Raw genomic sequence first — 15,403 nt, 5'->3', positions numbered from 1 at the left:
GCGCGCCACTCAAGGATCGAGGCTGACCCAGTAGGTGCCGGCGAAAGGCACGGCCAGGAAGCGGCGGTTGATCTCCGCCAGCGTCGCTGCCGGATCGAGGTCGCCGAACAGCTCCGGCCGGATCCAGCGCGCCATCGCCTCGATGCCGACGATGCTGAGCGGGCCGCCGTTGAAGAAGTTCCACAGCGCGTGCACCCGGCCATGGCGCATCGCCGACAGCCCGGCCAGGCCGGGCTCGGACGCCAGCGCCGCCAGCCTGGCCCGCGCCGTCGCCGCGTCGACCCCGCTGCCGATGCTGATGCTGCCGGCCTGGTCGAGCTGCGGCAGGCCGGTGGCGATGTAGACCTCGGGGTCTGCCGCCAGGACGTATTCCAGGTCCAGCTGGCCGCCATTCGGCGTCGGAAACCGGTCGGCGCCGATGTTGCGGCCGCCCAGCAGCGCGATCACCTCGCCCAGGCTGCCGCTGCCGGCCGACCAGCAGCAGGCCCACAGGCCGGGATAGGCGTGCAGCATCACCCGCGGCCCCGGCCCCGCGCCGGCCATGCGGTCACGGATCCGGCGCAGCCGGTCTTCCGTGAAGGCGATGAAGGCCTCGGCCACGTGCTCCCGCCCCAGCGCCCGGCCGAGCAGCCGCAGGCTGGGCGCCATGTGCGTCAGCGGCGACTGGTAGAAGTCGATGAAGATCACCGGGATGCCGGCCTGCTCGAACGGCGCGGCCACGGCCTCGGGGCTGGTCGCCGCCGCCTGCCAGGCACTGAAGATGGCGAGGTCCGGTGCCACCGCCAGCGCCTGCTCCATCGAGAAGGTCTCGCCGCTGCCGAGGCCGACCACCGGCAGCTTCGCCACCGCCGGGAAGCGCGCCTTGAACAGGGCGTAGGTCGCCGGGTCCTGCTTCTCAAGGTCGCCGCCCCACCCGGCCAGCCGCGACACCGGGTCGGGGTCGAGCAGCGCCAGCGCGATCAGCTGAAAGCCCTCGGCCAGCAGGATGCGCCGCGGCTCGTGCGCGATCGTCACCGATCGGCCGAGGATGTCGGTGACCGTCCGCGGCCATTCCGCCCGGGCCGGCAGCGCCGCGACCAGGGCGAGCAGCAGCGCGCAGAGCCCCCAGCGCCTCACCAGCTGGCGCCCAGCGTCAGCTTCACCATGCGCCCGTCGCCGTAGTAGCAGGCGTTCGGGCCGTTGCAGCCGGCGACATAGCTGCGGTCGAACAGGTTGGAGGCATTCAGCGCCACGCGCCAATTGTCATGGGTATAGCTCACCGCCGCGTCGAACACGGTGGAGGCCGGCACCTTCAGCGTGTTGGCGGCGTCCGCCCAGCTGGCGCCGACATAGCGCACGCCGCCGCCGAGGCCGATACCCTCGAACGCGCCGTGCAGGACCTTGTAGTCGAACCACAGCGAGCCGAGCTCCTCCGGCACGCCGATCGGCACCTTCCCCTTGTCGACGTCGTTGCTCTTCGTCACCTCGAGGTCGTAGCGGGTGTAGGAGGCGACCAGATCCAGCCCCTCCGCCAGGCTGGCGGTCGCCTCCAGCTCCACGCCGCGGGAGCGGACCTCGCCGGTCTGCAGCTGGTTCAGGACGTTGTCCGGATCGGGGGTGGTGACATTCTCGCGCCGCAGGTCGAACACGGCGGCGGACAGGAAGCTGCGCATGCCCTCCGGCTGGTATTTCACGCCGATCTCGACCTGGTCGCCGCGCTCCGGCTCGAAGGGCCGGCCGCCGAAATTCGTGCCGACCACCGGGTTGAAGAAGGTGGCGTAGCTGACATAGGGGGCGAGGCCGAGATCGGATTTGTCGAGCAGCGCGATGCGCCCGGTGAAGGCGCCGTCGGTGGAGCTGGTGCCGGTGCCGGTCAGGTGGTCGTCGATGTCGGAGGACACCCAGTCGTAGCGGCCGGTCGCGGTCAGGAACCAGTGGTCGTCCCAGCTGACCTGGTCCTGGACGTAGACACCGAGCTGACTCATCACCTGCCGGTTCAGGATGTAGCGCGACGCCGGGCCGGGCAGCTGGCCGTAATGCGGATGGACGATGTCGAGCGGCGCGGCCGGGCCGGACGCCTGATCGTCGTCGATCTGGTAGCGCTTGTAGTCCAGCCCGAACAGCGCGGTGTGCTGCAGCGGCCCGGTGTCGAACTTCGCCTCGGCCTGGTTGTCGACGGTGACGAAATTGACCTCGGGCCGGGTCCGGTAGTTGAGGCGGGCCAGCTGGGTCTGGGCCGCATCGGCATAGCCGATGCCGAACATGCCGTCGTTGTAGAGGTCGAGATGGGCGAAGCGGAAGTTCTGCCGCACCGTCCAGGTGTCGTCGAGGCGGTGCTCCAGCTGATAGCCGATCATCGCCTGGTTGCGGATGAACGTGTCGTAGCCCGGCTCGCTGGTGAACAGGTCGCGCGGGATCCGGCCGAAGCCGGCCCGCTTCACCGTGCCGACATAGGGCAGGAAGCCGGCCGCCTGGTTCAGGTCGTCATGCTGGTAGCTGGCCAGGATGGTCAGCGTCGTGTCCTGGTTCGGCTTCCAGGTCAGGCTGGGGGCGATGAAGTCGCGGAAATCCTCGGCCTTCTCGGTCTCGGTGCCGCCGGAATGGACCAGCGCGGTCAGCCGGTAGAACCACTTGCCGTCGTCGTCCAGCGGGCCGCCGATGTCGAAGGCGCCATAGGCGCGGCCGTATTCGTTGATCCCGGCCTCGGCCGAGCGCAGCGCCTCCTCCGGCGGCCGCTTGCTGACCAGGTTGACCAGCCCGCCCGGCGACCCGCCGCCATAGAGGAAGGAGGACGGGCCGCGCAGCTGTTCGATCCGCTCCAGCCCGTAGGGTTCGGCACGCCAGCCTGCCAGCGCGGTCGAGAACAGCGACAGCCCGTCGCGGAACAGCCCGTCCTGATAGGCGCGGAAGCCGCGGATGGTGAACCAGTCGAAGCGGCTGTCGGTGCCGTAGGGCTGGGCCCGGATGCCGGGGGCGTAGCGCAGCGCCTCGTCCACCGTGCGGACCGCCTGGTCCTCCATCTGGGTCCGGCCGATCACCGAGACCGATGCTGGCGTCTCCAGCAGCGGCGTGTCGGTCTTGCTGCCGGTGGCGTTGCGGGTGGCGACATAGCCGTCGACCGGCCCCCAGGCAGTGCCGCCGGCGCCGGTGACGACGATCGGGTCGAGCGCCAGCCCGCCCCCGGCGGCGGCGTCGCCCGGCACCCGCTCCAGCGTCACCGTGTCGGCGCCGGTGAAGCGCCAGGTCAGGCCGGTTCCGGACAAGAGGCGGCGCAGCGCCTCGTTGCGCGACATCGCGCCGGTGACGCCGGGCGAGGCCAGGCCGCGCGCCAGCTCCGCCGGATACAGCAGCTGCAGCCCTGCGGCGTCGCCGAACTGCGCCAGGGCGGCGGCCAACGGCCCGGCCGGGATGTCGAAGCGGACCGCGGGCGCCGCCTGGGCCAATTCGGCCCGGCCGAAGGCGGGCGCCAGCGCCGTGCAAGCCAGCAGCACCGCGGCCAGGCCGCCCAACATCCTGCGCGCCCCGCCCGGCAAGGCCGTCCAATCACTCTGCATCATCATCCCACGCATCCGAGTTAGGAGTGAGACGCAGTCGCGACACCCCTCGCCGAGATGACGGATCGGCCCTGCCGCCCCCTCACCTCGCCGGTCGAAAAAAGTTCAGAGGCGAAAAAACCTCAGGCCGGCCGGAGAACGACCAGGTACCGGGTCAGCGAGACCACGCGCACCGGCAGGGTGCGGGTGATGGCGTCGAGCGCCACATCCGGATCGGAGACATCGAAAATGCCGCTGACCCGCAGCTCGGCCAGCGCGCCGTCGGTCATCGCCACCGTTCCGCTGCGATAGCGCCCGAGCTCCGCCACCACCTGGCGCAGCGGCCGGTCCTCGAACACCAGCCTGCCGCGCCGCCAGGCGGTCTCGACCTGGCCGTCCGCCTTCCGCACCGCGCCGAGCCCGGCGGGGCCGTAGGACACCTGCTCGCCGGCAGTCACCCGGGCCTCAGCCATGCCGCCGGCACCGGGTGCGGCGACGGCGACGGCGCTCTCGGTCACTGCTACCGTGACCTCGTCGGCCCAGCGATGGACCACGAACTGGGTGCCGAGGGCGATGCTGCGCCCCGGCCCGGCCACGACCCGGAACGGCCGCGCCGGGTCCCTGGCCACCGTGAACAGCGCCCGGCCGTGGTCGAGCGAGACCTCCCGCACCGAGGCCGAGAAGGCCAGCGACAGGGCCGAGCCGGCATCGAGATCGACCCGGGTCCCGTCCTCCAGCGTCACCGTGCGCAGCTCGCCGGTGCCGGTCCAGATGTCGCTGGTCAGCCCGGGCGGCAGGCCGGTCAGCGCCACCACGCCGCCGAGCCCGGCGACGGCGAGGCCGCCGGCCAGGACCCGGCGCCGGCCGAACAGCGGCGCCCTCGCCCGCGGCACGGGCCGCGGATCGGGGATGCGGCCGAGATCCGCCCACAGCCCGGCCAGGGCCTCGATCTCGCGGCCATGCGCCGGGTCGGCCGCGAGCCAGGCCTCGAAGACGGCGCGGTCGGCGGCAGAGGCGTCGCCGGAGTTGATCCGGACGAACCAGTTGAGGGCCTGATCCCGGGCGTTGGGCTGGAGATCCATGGTCATGTCTTCGGTCGTTCGAGGCGGTGCCCGTCAGAAATGACGTTTCCGCCGGGCCCTTCCCTCACCTTCCGTCAGTCGAGCAGGCCGCGCATGCGGTCGCGGCAATGGGCCAAGGCCTTCATCACATGCTTCTCCACCATGCTTCGGGAGATGCCGAGCCGGACAGCGATCTCGCCATGGCTCAGCCCGTCGAACTTGTGCAGCAGGAACACCTCCCGGCATTTCGGCGGCAGCTCGGCCACCGCGCGCTGCAGCACCTGCAGCCGCTGCCGGTGGTCCAGCACCGCATCCGCCCCCGGCGCGTCGGAGGGGCGGTCGTCGCCGAGCTCGGCTGGCAGCAGGGTGCGGGCGCGGACGGCGTCGCTGCGCAGCCGGTCGCGCGCCAGGTTGTCGGCGATACGGAACAGATAGGCCTGGGGGTTCTGCAGCTCCGGCACGACCTCGGCCCGGCGCAGCCGCAGCCAGGTGTCCTGGGCCACGTCCGCCGCCGCGCTGGCGCTGCCCAGCCGGCGGGTCAGATGGCGCAGCAACTCCTGGTAGTGGCGCGTCACCAGCGCCAGCAGCGAGGACCGATCCTGCTCGGCCATTCCAACCCTGATTTCACCCCCGAAACGAGACCCGCGCGACCTTATTTTAAATGCAAATCATTCGCAATTGCGGATTCGCAGGGCGGATGATCGGCGAACTCGGTGGCCGTTCCGGGCCACGACGACTCTTTTCCGCAGTGCCAAACGTCTTAGGCTCAGCAGACCTGAAACAGGAGCGGGCGATGAGCCTCAAGGACAAGACCATCGTGGTGACCGGCGGCAGCCGAGGCCTGGGCCTCGGGCTGGTCGAGGCCCTGGTGGATCAGGGCGCCAGGGTCGCCGTCGTGGCACGCGGCCAGGCCGCGCTTGCAGCGGTGGAGCGGAGGCTTGGCGTTACCGCGATCCCGGCCGATGTCACCGACGAGGCGGCCGCTCACCGCATCCTTGCCGAGGTCCGCCCCGACATCCTGGTGCTGAACGCCGGGACGACGCCGCGGATGGGTCGGCTGGACCGGCTGAGCTGGGCGGATTTCACCGCGCCCTGGGAGACCGACGTCAAGGCCGGGCTGTATTGGCTGCAGGCGGCGCTGAGGCTGCCGCTCAAGCCCGGAAGCCGCGTCCTGGTGGTGTCGAGCGGCGCGGCCGTGGGCGGATCGCCGATGTCGGGCGGCTATGGCGGCGCCAAGCGCATGCTCTGGTTCATGGCCGGCTACGCCAACCGCGTGTCGGAGCAGAAGGACCTCGGGATCCGCTTCCAGGCGATCGTGCCGCGCCAGATGGTCGCCGGCACCGGTGTCGGCGACGAGGCCTCCACCGCCTACGCACGCGCCTTGGGCATCGGGACCGAAGAGTATCTGGCGCGCTTCGGCGCGCCGATGCCGCCGCGCCAGTTCGGCGACCACGTGGTCGCGGTGCTGGACGATCCGCAATACGCCGCGGGCTTTGCCTTCGGCCTGAAGGGCGATACGGGGATCACGATCCTCGAGGGAGAGACGGCTTGAGCGAAGGCCCATCCCCGATGGCGCGCCAGGCGCAGCTCCTGGCGCTCGCCGGCGAGCTGCGGCCGGAGCTGCATCGCTACTGCGCGCGCCTGATGGGCTCGGTGATCGAGGGCGAGGACGTGGTGCAGGACACCTTCGCCCGCGCCTTCGTCGCCCTGGACGAGCTGCGGGAGGCTCCACCGCTGCGCGCCTGGCTGTTCCGGATTGCCCATAACCGCGCCCTGGACCTGCTGCGCAGCCGCGCGATCCGGGCAACCGAGCCGATCGAGGCGGCGCTCGAGGTTGCCGATCCCGCGAGCCCGGATCCCATGGAGGTGCTGATGCGGCGAGAGGCGGTCGATACCGCGGTGTCGCGGTTCGTGGAGCTGCCGGCCGTGCAGCGCAGCGTGGTGATCCTCAAGGATGTGCTCGACCAGTCCCTGGAGGAGATCGCCGCCCTGCTCGACCTCACGGTCAACGCGGCGAAGGCCCATCTCGCCCGGGGGCGGGCCCGGCTCAAGGTGATCAACGCCGAGGCGCGGGCCCAGCCTGCGCCGCGCATACCGTCACCCGCCGTGGCCCGCTATGTCGCCCTGTTCAACCGGCGCGACTGGGAGGGGCTGCGCGCGATGCTGGCCGACGACGTGCGATTGATCCAGTCGTCGCATCCGCCGCGCGCCGGCGCCGCCGACGTCGGCATGTTCTTCGGCGTCTATGCACGGAGCGCCCCGGTCCGGCTCGCCCCCGCCTGGCTCGATGGCCGCGAGGTGATCGCGGTCTGGGAGGATCCTCATTCGGCCAAGCCCAGCTACCTGATGTGGCTGGAATGGACGGATGGACGGATCAGCTTCATCCGCGACTACCGCTATGTCCGCTACGTCATCGACGACGCGGAGCTGGTCCTCGCGCCGGATGCCGCTGCTCCGGGCGAGACGACCGGCCCCGGATAAGCCGCGCTCCGCCTATTTCGCCAGGCAGCACTTCTTGTACTTCTTGCCGCTGCCGCAGGGGCACGGGTCGTTGCGGCCGACATCCCGAACCGGATTGACCGCAGGCTCGCCGAACGCAATGGACGGCCATCCACGGGGGACCAGCGGATCGTCCAGATCTCCGAGCCTGTCGCCCGGGTCATCCCCTCTCGCCAGTTGCTCCCGGTATTCCTCCGAGAAGCCGTGCCAGGTCGACAGGGTGCCGACCGCATCCACGAACGGGCGCACGTCATTGGCGGTGAAGCGCGCCATCCGATCGGGATCTTCGAGGATCTGGCGGAGATCGTCGCGGAAGTGGCCGACGTCCATGACATAGAGAAAGAATTCATCGACCAGCCGCTCCGCCTTATCAGCCAGATCCTCGTAGCCCAGGCTCGAGACCGCGTTCACCCAGCCGAGCCAGACGACATTTTCGTCCTGCGGCCGCATGTGCTCGTGGAGATGCAGCAGATAGGCCCGCATGTCGTCGTCGGAGATCGCGCCCATGCGGCAGTGCCAGGCCAGGGCCTCGAACGCCGCCTCGCGCACGAACTCGTCGGCCGCGGCGTCCTCGATCACCGCCTTCAGCAGCGCAGCATTGCCGTCGAAGGTGCTGATCAGAATCTGGTTGAGCGTCTCGGTGATCGCGTCTCCGAGAATCAGCTCGATCGCCTCGCTGTCGCGGGCCAGCCGGCAAAGAGCCGGAAAGGCGCGCTTCTCCTGCATCTCCGCCAGCATGTGGAAGATGAAGAAGAGCGCATCTTCCATGCCCTCCGACCAGACGCCGCCATCGGCACAGCGCTCCAGCAGCTCGACGAAGCGGGGGCCGGCTTCGTCCCAATGCTGCAGCGCCCAGGTCATGGCGTCCGCGGGCAGGACGCCGTCCGGCGCTTCCGCAAGCTCGCGGATCGCCTCGTCGACAGTCATGATGGTCCGTTCGTCAGACATCGCGATCACCCGCCCCAGCTCCGCTCCAGCACCCCGAACCAGTTCTCGGTGCCGAGCTTGCGCAGCAGCGCGTCGTCATAACCATGGGCGCGCAGCGCCTCGAACAGCCGTGGCAGGCCGGCCGCGTCCTTGATCGCCGCCGGCACCGTGGCGCCGTCATAGTCGGAGCCCATGCCGACGCCGTCCTCGCCCAGCCGCTCGATCAGCGCGTCGAGGTGCCGGATCATGACCTCGAGGTCGGTGTCGGCGTTCATCGACCCGTCCGGCCGCAGGAAGGCGGTGGCGAAGTTGAGGCCGACCATGCCGCCGCTCTCGCGGATCGCATCGAGCTGCCGGTCGGTCAGGTTGCGGGCATGCGGGCAGACCGAATGGGCGTTGGAATGGGTCGCCACCAGCGGCGCGGTCGACAACTCCGCCACGTCCCAGAAGCCCTTCTCGTTCAGATGCGACAGGTCGATCAGGATGCGGCGCTCGTTGCACACCCGCACCAGCTCGCGGCCCGCATCGGTCAGGCTCGGCCCGGTGTCCGGCGTGCTCGGGAAGGTGAACGGCACGCCGTGGCCGAAGGCGTTCGGCCGGCTCCAGACGATGCCGAGCGAGCGCAGGCCCGCGGCGTAGAGCAGGTCGAGCATGCGGAAATCGGTGTCGATCGCCTCGCAGCCCTCGATGTGGAACACCGCGGCCAGTGAATCCCGGGCGATCGCGGCGCGGATCTCGGCGACGCTGCGGCAGACGCTGAGGCCACCGCCCCGATCGAGCCGCAGCAGGATCGATGCCATCGCAATGGTCGAGGCTTGGGCCTCGGCCAGCCCGAGCTCCGGCGGCAGCGGCACGGTGTAGCTGCCGCCCTGCATCCGGTCGATCGAGCCGGAGGAGTGCGGCGACGGCGGAAAGATCGCGAACATGCCGCCGACGAAGCCGCCCCGCCGCGCCCGCGGCAGGTCGAGATGGCCGGTCGCCGTGCCCTCGATGAAGGCGGCCTCGGCCGAGCCGGCATGGGACTTCAGCAGGCGCAGCAGGACATCGTTGTGCCCGTCGAAGACGGGAATGGGCGCGGGCTCGGTCATCAAAGGTCCATCGTCTCGGGGGTGCGGCCGCGGATCAGCCGCAAGGCAGTTTGAGCAGCCATCGTTCCCGCTGGCAAGCCGCTGCGGCCCGACGGCGCGGCCGGCACACCCTGACACCGCGACCGGCCCGGCCTATATCGATGGCGGGCGCCGGCCGGATGCCGCCGCTTCCCTCCTTTCATGCGGCAGAACCGCGGAGACACCAGATGAAGATCGACCTGTCGGGCAAGACCGCCCTCGTCACCGGCTCGACCACCGGGATCGGCTACGCCATCGCCGAGGGCCTGGCGGCCGCCGGCGCCGAGGTGATCGTGAACGGTCGCAAGCCCGCCGCGGTGGCGGAGGCGATCGAGCGGATCGGGCAGGCCGTGCCCGGCGCCGCGTTGCGCCCCGCCGTGGCCGATGTCTCGACCGCCGCGGGCTGCGTCGAGCTGATCGCCGCGGTGCCGGAGGTCGACATCCTGGTCAACAATGTCGGCATCTTCGAGATGAAGGACTTCTTCGACATCCCGGACGAGGACTGGGACCGCATCTACGACGTCAACGTCATGTCCGGCGTGCGGCTGTCACGAGCCTATCTGAAGGGCATGCTGGCGCGGAACTGGGGCCGCGTGGTGTTCATCTCCTCCGAATCCGGCCTGAATATCCCGGTCGAGATGGTGCATTACGGCGTCACCAAGACGGCGCAGATCGCACTCGCCCGCGGCCTGGCCAAGCTGACCCGCGGCACCGGAGTCACCGTCAATTCGGTGCTGCCGGGCCCGACCATGACCGACGGGGTGAAGGAGTTCCTGCGCGGGATGGCGGAGGAAGGCGGCAAGTCGATCGACGAGGCGGCGACCGACTTCGTCCGCACCCACCGCCCGACCTCGATCCTCGGCCGCATGGCCACGACCGAGGAGGTCGCCAACATGGTGGTCTATGCCGTCTCGCCCCAGGCCGCGGCCACCAACGGCGCCGCCTTGCGGGTCGACGGAGGTGTCGTCGACTCGCTGGTCTGATCCCGCCGGTCACCGCTGCGGCGGAAGGCGCGCGGCGACCGGCCGGTCTCCTTGGTGAACAGCCGCGAGAAATAGGCCGGGTCGTTGAAGCCGAGGGTGTAGGCCGCCTCGGCCACCGAGACATTGGTGTAGAGCAGCAGGCGCTTGGCCTCGAGCAGCAGCCGGTCCTGGATCAGCCGGGCCGGCGGCGCGCCCGCCACCCGGCGGCAGGCGGCCCAGAGCTGCTTCGGGCTGACCGCCAGCGCCCGGGCATAGTCCTCGACCTCGTCATGGCCGCGGTAGCGCTCCTCGATCCGCTCGCGGAACCGGGCCACCAGCAGCGCCTGCGGGCCCGGCGCCGCCGTCTCTCCACCCCCGGCCTGCGGCGCCAGGCGCAGCACCTCGACCAGGATGCCGACCAGCAGCGCCTCGACCGCCGCGGCGCGGCCGGGCGCCAGCCAGGCCAGCTCGCGCGACAGCCGGCCCAGGCTGGCCAGGATGAAGCCCTGGTCGGCGACCGGGATCACGGCCGGGGCGGCGAAGAGCGGCCGAAACTCCGGCTCGCGCCGCATCAGCTCGCGCAAAGTGGTCTCCGACACGGTCAGCACGGAGCCGACCGTCTCCGGCTCGAAGTCGAAGCCGTGCACCACCCCGGCCGGCATCAGCAGCAGGCAGGGGGCCGGCAGCCGGATCGACTGCCCCTCGGCCCGGACCACGCCGCCGCCGCGGGTGAAGTGGAAAACATGGTTCAGGTTGGCATGGGCATGGGCCCGGATGGTCCAGCCGCTGGGCCGGCTGCGATACGCCAACGCCTCCAAATGCAGGAACCGGTCGTCGACCGCCCGCGGCGCTTCGCCATAGAGGAAGAAGTTCGGTATCGCGGGCGTTTGCATGGATTCCTGCCTCCTGACCGCCCAAAACGTGGGGGAAGAATTGTCCAAGTTTTTCGACACCGCGTCCATGGCTTTCCGCGCCGCTGCGCCTAGCCTCTTCCGGAGAGAACAGGCTCCGGGAGGGCCTATGCGCACCCAGATCGCGATCATCGGCGCCGGGCCGGCCGGGATGGTGCTGGCCCATCTGCTGCACCGCGCCGGCATCGAGGCGGTGGTCGTCGAGCGCCGCAGCCGCGACTATGTCGAGGGCCGGGTCCGCGCCGGGGTGCTGGAGCAGGGCACGGTCGACCTGCTGGATGGGCTGGGCCTGGGCGACCGGCTGCGCCGCGAAGGGCTGCCCCATGCCGGCACCAACCTGGCGGTCGACGGCGAGGTTTTCCGCATCGACATGCAGGCCCTGACCGGCTCCTGCATCACGGTCTACGGGCAACAGGAGGTGATGCGCGACCTGTTCGACGGCGCCGAGGCGCGCGGCCTGCCGGTGGTGTTCGAGGCCGGGGACGTGGCGCTGCACGGCATCGACACCGAGCACCCCGGTGTCACCTGGCACCAGGACGGCATGGAGCAGCGCCTGGATTGCGACTTCATCGCCGGCTGCGACGGCTTCCACGGCGTCAGCCGCGGCAGCATCCCGGACGCTGTGCGGCGTGAGTTCGAGCGGGTGTATCCCTTCGGCTGGCTCGGCGTGCTGGCCGAGGTGCCGCCGGCCCATCACGAGCTGATCTACGCCAACCACGAGCGCGGCTTCGCTTTGGCCAGCATGCGGTCGGCCCATCGCAGCCGCTACTACGTGCAGTGCCCGCTGGACGACCGGATCGAGGACTGGCCGGACGACCGGTTCTGGGACGAGATCTGCCTGCGCCTGGGCCCGCAGGCGGCGGTGGTGCGCGGCCCGTCCTTCGAGAAGAGCATCGCGCCGCTGCGCAGCTTCGTGTCCGAGCCGATGCGCCACGGCCGGCTGTTCCTGGCCGGCGACGCCGCCCACATCGTGCCGCCGACCGGCGCCAAGGGGCTGAACCTGGCGGTGTCCGACGTGGCCATGCTGGCCGAGGCCCTCGGAGAGTTCTATGCCGATCGCTCGGCCGCCGGCATTGATGCGTATTCCGCCCGCGCCTTGGCCCGGGTGTGGAAGGCGGAGCGCTTCTCCTGGTGGTTCACCGGCCTGACCCACCGCTTCCCCGACACCGGGCCGCTGGAGCGCCGGCTGCAACGGGCCGAGCTGGACTACATCCGCGGCTCCCGCGCTGCCCAGACGGTGCTGGCGGAGAACTATGTCGGGCTGCCGATCGTCTAGGCGCCGCCTGACCAGCCACTCCTTCCCATACCGTCATCCCCGCGAAAGCGGGGATCTCATACCAGTTTGGGCGGAAAGAGATTCCCGCTTTCGCGGGAATGACGTCCAAGGATAAAGGGTTGGAGCCCCTACCCCGCATCCGCCAGGATCATCCCGGCGCCCTTCTCGGCCACCATCATGGTCGGGGCGTTGATGTTTCCGGCGGTGATGTTGGGGAAGACCGAGGCGTCGACCACGCGCAGGCCCTGCAGCCCGTGCACCCGCAGCCGGGCGTCGACCACCGCGGTCGCCGCGTCCGGCCCCATCGCGCAGCTGCCACACAGGTGGTAGATCGAGCCGCTGTTGGCCCGGAACCAGTCCAGCAGCGCCGCGTCGCTCTCGGCCCCGGCGGAGGGCGGCATCTCCTCCACCGTGATCGCGGCCAGGCTCGGCGCCGCCATGATCCGGCGCGCCAGCCGGCTGGCCTGCAGCACCTCCTCGACGTCGCGGTCGGTCGACAGGTAGTTCGGCCGGATCTTCGCCGCCGCCGCCGGGTCGGGCGAGGCGATGGCGATCTCGCCCCGGCTGGTCGGCCGGCACGCGTTGAAGGCCAGCAGGAAGCCCGGATAGGGCTCCGGCTTCAGCCCGGCCTTCGGGCTGTCCGGGATCCGGTAGGACAGCGGGTTGAAATACATCTGGATGTTCGGCCGCGGCTCGCCCGGCGCGCCGCGGAAGAAGCCGCCCGCCTGGTTGACGCTCATGGCGAAGGGGCCTTTGCGGGTCAGCAGGTATTGCAGCCCCAGCCGGGCCTGGCCCCACAGGTTGCCGAAGGTGCCGTTCAGGGTCGGCACGCGCGAGCGGTAGTAGAAGCTGGCGCAGAGATGGTCCTGCAGGTTGCGGCCGACCGCCGGCAGGTGATGCGCCACCGCCACCCCGGCCCCGGCCAGTTGGGCGCCGTCGCCGATGCCGGAGAGCTGCAGCAGCTTCGGCGTGTCGACCGCGCCGGCGGCCAGGATCACCTCGCGCCGGGCCGTGACGATCCGGGTCTCCGACCCCTGCCGGATCTCGACGCCGGTGGCGCGGCCGGTGTCGTCCAGCACCACGCGCAGGGCCTGGGCGTCGCGCTCGACCGTCAGGTTGCGGCGGCCCAGCGCCGGGCGGAGATACTCGAAGCTCGACGACGACCGCCGCCCGTTGCGGGTGTTGACGTCGTAGACGCCGGCGCCCTCGATCGTCGCGCCGTTGAAGTCGCCGTTCTCCGGCAGCTGCAGCTCGCGACAGGCGGCGAGATAGGCGTCGGTCACCGCATGGGTCGCGCCGCGCATCGGCGTGACATGGATCGGTCCGTCGCCGCCATGCCAGTCCGAGGCGCCGCCGGCATGGCTCTCCAGCCGGCGGAACTGCGGTAGCACGTCGTCATAGGCCCAGCCGGGGTTGCCGGCCGCCGCCCAGTCGTCGAAATCGGCCGCGGCGCCGCGCACGAACACCATGGCGTTGATCGAGCCGGAGCCGCCCTGCACCTTGCCGCGCGGGCAGTAGATGCGCCGGCCGCCCAGCGCCGCCTCCGGCTCCGACCAGTACATCCAGTTGACCCGCGGGTTGTAGTAGCTGCGGGCGTAGCCGACCGGGATGCGGAACCATAAGGAATCGTCGCGGCCGCCGGCCTCGAGCAGCAGCACGCTGTGCCGGCCGCTCTCGCTCAGCCGCGCCGCCAGGATGCAGCCGGCCGAGCCGGCGCCGACGATGACGTAGTCGTGGACCATGAAGCGCTGCTCAGCCGCGTGCCGGGGCGAACTGCTTCACATCGGCCGGCTCGGGCGCCATCTGCAGGTGCAGCCGGTCGCCGGTGTAGGGCGAGTGCTTCGCCACCACGTCGAGGTCCAGCTCCACGCCCAGGCCGGGCTCGCGCGAGGGCAGCAGGTAGCCGTCCTCGAAGGCCAGGGGCGTCCTCAGGATCTCGGCGTGGAAACCGCCGAAATCGAGGATCGATTCCTGGATCAGGAAGTTCGGCGAGGCCGCGCCGAGCTGGATGCTGGCGGCGGCGACGACCGGGCCGCAATACACATGCGGCGCGATCTGGGCGTAGTGGGCCTCGGCCATGCTGGCGATCTTCTTGGTCTCCAGGATGCCCCCGACCCGCCCGATATCGGGCTGCAGGATCGAGGCGGCGCCGAGCTCCAGCACCCGCTGGAACTCGTATTTCGTGCACAGCCGCTCGCCGGTCGAGATCGGGATCGAGGTGGCGCGCGCCACTTCGGCCATCGCCGCCTCCTGCCCCGGCGGCACCGGCTCCTCGAACCACAGCGGGTCGTATTTCTCCAGCCGCTTGGCCAGGCGGATGGCCGAGGACGGCACCATCTGGCCATGCGTGCCGAACAACAGGTCGGCGCTGCTGCCCACCGCCTCGCGCAGCTTGCGACAGAAGGTTTCGCAGCGGTCGAGCACGCCGAGGGAGATCTGGTGCCCGGAATAGGCGGTATAGGGGCCGGCCGGGTCGAACTTCACCCCGGTGAAGCCCATCGCCACCATCTCGGCGGCGCATTCGGCGGCCAGGTCCGGGTCGTTGAAGTCGAACTCGCCGGCCGCGTTCTTAGGGTAGAGATAGGTGTAGGCGCGCAGCTTCTCGTGCACCAGGCCGCCGAGCAGGTCGTAGACCGGCCGGTCCGCCGCCTTGCCGATGATGTCCCAGCAGGCCATCTCGAGCCCCGAGACGATGCCCATCATCGTCGGGTCGGGGCGCTGGGTGAAGCCGCTGGAATAGGCCGACCGCCAGAACCGCTCGATCCGGTGCGGGTCGTGGCCCAGAAGGTGGCGCTCGAACACGTCCGCGATCAGCGGCACCATCGCCTGGGGGTGGAAGGCCGTCGAGTAGATCTCGCCGACGCCTTCGATGCCGTCATCGGTCTTGAGCTGCACGAAGATCCAGTACATGCCCCCGACATGCGGCGGCGGGACGGCGACGATATGGGTCTCAAGCGACGCGATCTTCATCCGGCGGCCTTTCGCTCGGGCCGGCGCAACGGCACGCCGAGACCCAGGCCATCATGGATCGCCGTGGTCAGCCCCTCCAGGCCGGCGGCGACGGAAAATCCCGCGCAAACGACGCGGTTCCGGCCGGCACATCACGAGGCGGTGGCTCGGCCGTCATCACCCTGTCATGCTTCGCCTCT

General features: G+C 70.5%; 13 protein-coding genes. 4 read left to right on the top strand and 9 right to left on the bottom strand.

Translation table 11 applies throughout. From position 1 onward, the window contains the following. Nucleotides 1-9 precede the first annotated feature (9 nt). From AAHM41_RS14225 to AAHM41_RS14210, 4 genes are all read right to left on the bottom strand, one after another. Nucleotides 10-1,116: an ABC transporter substrate-binding protein gene (locus tag AAHM41_RS14225; RefSeq protein WP_342237208.1), complete on the bottom strand. Its 1,107-nt coding sequence runs from the start codon at nt 1,114-1,116 to the stop codon at nt 10-12. Continuing rightward, the gene (locus AAHM41_RS14220) at nt 1,113-3,539 is read right to left on the bottom strand and encodes a TonB-dependent siderophore receptor (RefSeq protein WP_342237207.1); all 2,427 of its coding nucleotides are present in this window, start codon (nt 3,537-3,539) and stop codon (nt 1,113-1,115) included. The genes AAHM41_RS14225 and AAHM41_RS14220 overlap by 4 nt, the downstream gene beginning before the upstream one ends. A gap of 116 nt (nt 3,540-3,655) precedes the next feature. After that, on the bottom strand, nt 3,656-4,600 hold the full coding sequence (locus AAHM41_RS14215) for a FecR family protein (protein ID WP_342237206.1): 945 nt from the start codon (nt 4,598-4,600) through the stop codon (nt 3,656-3,658). 68 nt (nt 4,601-4,668) lie between these two features. After that, entirely contained in the window at nt 4,669-5,184 is a 516-nt protein-coding gene (locus tag AAHM41_RS14210; RefSeq protein ID WP_342237205.1) for a sigma-70 family RNA polymerase sigma factor, read from the bottom strand. A 182-nt stretch (nt 5,185-5,366) separates the two neighbouring features. On the opposite strand from AAHM41_RS14210, the gene AAHM41_RS14205 reads away from it, so the two are divergent. Both AAHM41_RS14205 and AAHM41_RS14200 read left to right on the top strand, forming a co-directional pair. After that, nucleotides 5,367-6,125: an SDR family oxidoreductase gene (locus AAHM41_RS14205; protein WP_342237204.1), complete on the top strand. Its 759-nt coding sequence runs from the start codon at nt 5,367-5,369 to the stop codon at nt 6,123-6,125. After that, nucleotides 6,122-7,054 carry a sigma-70 family RNA polymerase sigma factor gene (locus tag AAHM41_RS14200; RefSeq protein ID WP_342237203.1) on the top strand — a complete coding sequence of 311 codons (933 nt, stop codon included), beginning with the start codon at nt 6,122-6,124 and terminating at the stop codon, nt 7,052-7,054. The genes AAHM41_RS14205 and AAHM41_RS14200 overlap by 4 nt, the downstream gene beginning before the upstream one ends. Nucleotides 7,055-7,066: 12 nt before the next feature. Here AAHM41_RS14200 and AAHM41_RS14195 read toward each other — a convergent pair whose 3' ends face one another. Together AAHM41_RS14195 and AAHM41_RS14190 are read right to left on the bottom strand one after the other, a co-directional pair. Then, nucleotides 7,067-8,020, bottom strand: coding sequence for a DUF1186 domain-containing protein (locus tag AAHM41_RS14195; protein ID WP_342237202.1), 954 nt, complete (start codon nt 8,018-8,020; stop codon nt 7,067-7,069). 5 nt (nt 8,021-8,025) lie between these two features. Further along, entirely contained in the window at nt 8,026-9,087 is a 1,062-nt protein-coding gene (locus tag AAHM41_RS14190) for a dipeptidase (RefSeq protein ID WP_342237201.1), read from the bottom strand. 206 nt (nt 9,088-9,293) lie between these two features. Between AAHM41_RS14190 and AAHM41_RS14185 the strand changes: the two genes are divergently transcribed. Beyond that, nucleotides 9,294-10,088 carry an SDR family NAD(P)-dependent oxidoreductase gene (locus AAHM41_RS14185; protein ID WP_342237200.1) on the top strand — a complete coding sequence of 265 codons (795 nt, stop codon included), beginning with the start codon at nt 9,294-9,296 and terminating at the stop codon, nt 10,086-10,088. Here AAHM41_RS14185 and AAHM41_RS14180 read toward each other — a convergent pair. After that, nucleotides 10,007-10,960, bottom strand: coding sequence for a helix-turn-helix domain-containing protein (locus AAHM41_RS14180; protein WP_342237199.1), 954 nt, complete (start codon nt 10,958-10,960; stop codon nt 10,007-10,009). The genes AAHM41_RS14185 and AAHM41_RS14180 overlap by 82 nt on opposite strands. Nucleotides 10,961-11,087: 127 nt before the next feature. On the opposite strand from AAHM41_RS14180, the gene pobA reads away from it, so the two are divergent. Next, the gene (gene pobA, locus AAHM41_RS14175) at nt 11,088-12,254 is read left to right on the top strand and encodes a 4-hydroxybenzoate 3-monooxygenase (RefSeq protein WP_342237198.1); all 1,167 of its coding nucleotides are present in this window, start codon (nt 11,088-11,090) and stop codon (nt 12,252-12,254) included. Between the two features lie 128 nt (nt 12,255-12,382). Here pobA and AAHM41_RS14170 read toward each other — a convergent pair whose 3' ends face one another. Both AAHM41_RS14170 and AAHM41_RS14165 read right to left on the bottom strand, forming a co-directional pair. Then, nucleotides 12,383-13,996 (bottom strand): GMC family oxidoreductase, encoded by a 1,614-nt coding sequence (locus AAHM41_RS14170; protein WP_342237197.1) that lies wholly within the window; start codon nt 13,994-13,996, stop codon nt 12,383-12,385. Nucleotides 13,997-14,006: 10 nt separating this feature from the next. Then, on the bottom strand, nt 14,007-15,224 hold the full coding sequence (locus tag AAHM41_RS14165; RefSeq protein WP_342237196.1) for a mandelate racemase/muconate lactonizing enzyme family protein: 1,218 nt from the start codon (nt 15,222-15,224) through the stop codon (nt 14,007-14,009). Between the last annotated feature and the right edge of the window lie 179 nt (nt 15,225-15,403).

The sequence above is a fragment of the Inquilinus sp. OTU3971 genome, from assembly GCF_038440215.1.
This window is presented reverse-complemented; position numbering and strand designations above follow the sequence as displayed.

Excerpts from the sequence above, each read along its gene's own strand:
- AAHM41_RS14220 (WP_342237207.1), bottom strand. The coding sequence starts at position 3,539 with ATGATGATGCAGAGTGATTGGACGGCCTTGCCGGGCGGGGCGCGCAGG.
- AAHM41_RS14215 (WP_342237206.1), bottom strand. The coding sequence starts at position 4,600 with ATGACCATGGATCTCCAGCCCAACGCCCGGGATCAGGCCCTCAACTGG.
- AAHM41_RS14210 (WP_342237205.1), bottom strand. The coding sequence starts at position 5,184 with ATGGCCGAGCAGGATCGGTCCTCGCTGCTGGCGCTGGTGACGCGCCAC.
- AAHM41_RS14205 (WP_342237204.1), top strand. The coding sequence starts at position 5,367 with ATGAGCCTCAAGGACAAGACCATCGTGGTGACCGGCGGCAGCCGAGGC.
- AAHM41_RS14195 (WP_342237202.1), bottom strand. The coding sequence starts at position 8,020 with ATGTCTGACGAACGGACCATCATGACTGTCGACGAGGCGATCCGCGAG.
- AAHM41_RS14190 (WP_342237201.1), bottom strand. The coding sequence starts at position 9,087 with ATGACCGAGCCCGCGCCCATTCCCGTCTTCGACGGGCACAACGATGTC.
- AAHM41_RS14185 (WP_342237200.1), top strand. The coding sequence starts at position 9,294 with ATGAAGATCGACCTGTCGGGCAAGACCGCCCTCGTCACCGGCTCGACC.
- AAHM41_RS14180 (WP_342237199.1), bottom strand. The coding sequence starts at position 10,960 with ATGCAAACGCCCGCGATACCGAACTTCTTCCTCTATGGCGAAGCGCCG.
- pobA (WP_342237198.1), top strand. The coding sequence starts at position 11,088 with ATGCGCACCCAGATCGCGATCATCGGCGCCGGGCCGGCCGGGATGGTG.
- AAHM41_RS14170 (WP_342237197.1), bottom strand. The coding sequence starts at position 13,996 with ATGGTCCACGACTACGTCATCGTCGGCGCCGGCTCGGCCGGCTGCATC.
- AAHM41_RS14165 (WP_342237196.1), bottom strand. The coding sequence starts at position 15,224 with ATGAAGATCGCGTCGCTTGAGACCCATATCGTCGCCGTCCCGCCGCCG.